We start from the raw sequence: 302 nt of genomic DNA on the forward strand, positions 1-302 counted from the left end.
ATGCCATATGATACTGAAAGTAAATCCCGTAACGTTCTTGCGTCCCCTTTCGGGGAAGAGGGCCACGAAGTGGCGAAGGGATGTACGAGGGGAAGAATGATTATGATACTCGATGTGGACGTGACCGCCGAAAGGCGGCATTATAATACTCATCGCCCGTAAGGGCGATACCACAACCCTCAGCGGCCAAAGGCCGCTGTCAAACCTAAGAACCATCGCCCGCAAAGCGGGCGGTAGACTTTAGAACCTTTTCCTACAACCTTTTCCCACAACCCTTTTACACAACCCGCCGCCGACAGGCG

Origin of the sequence: Dialister sp. UBA1703 (assembly GCA_002320515.1) — a bacterium.
Lineage (GTDB): Bacteria > Bacillota > Negativicutes > Veillonellales > Dialisteraceae > Dialister.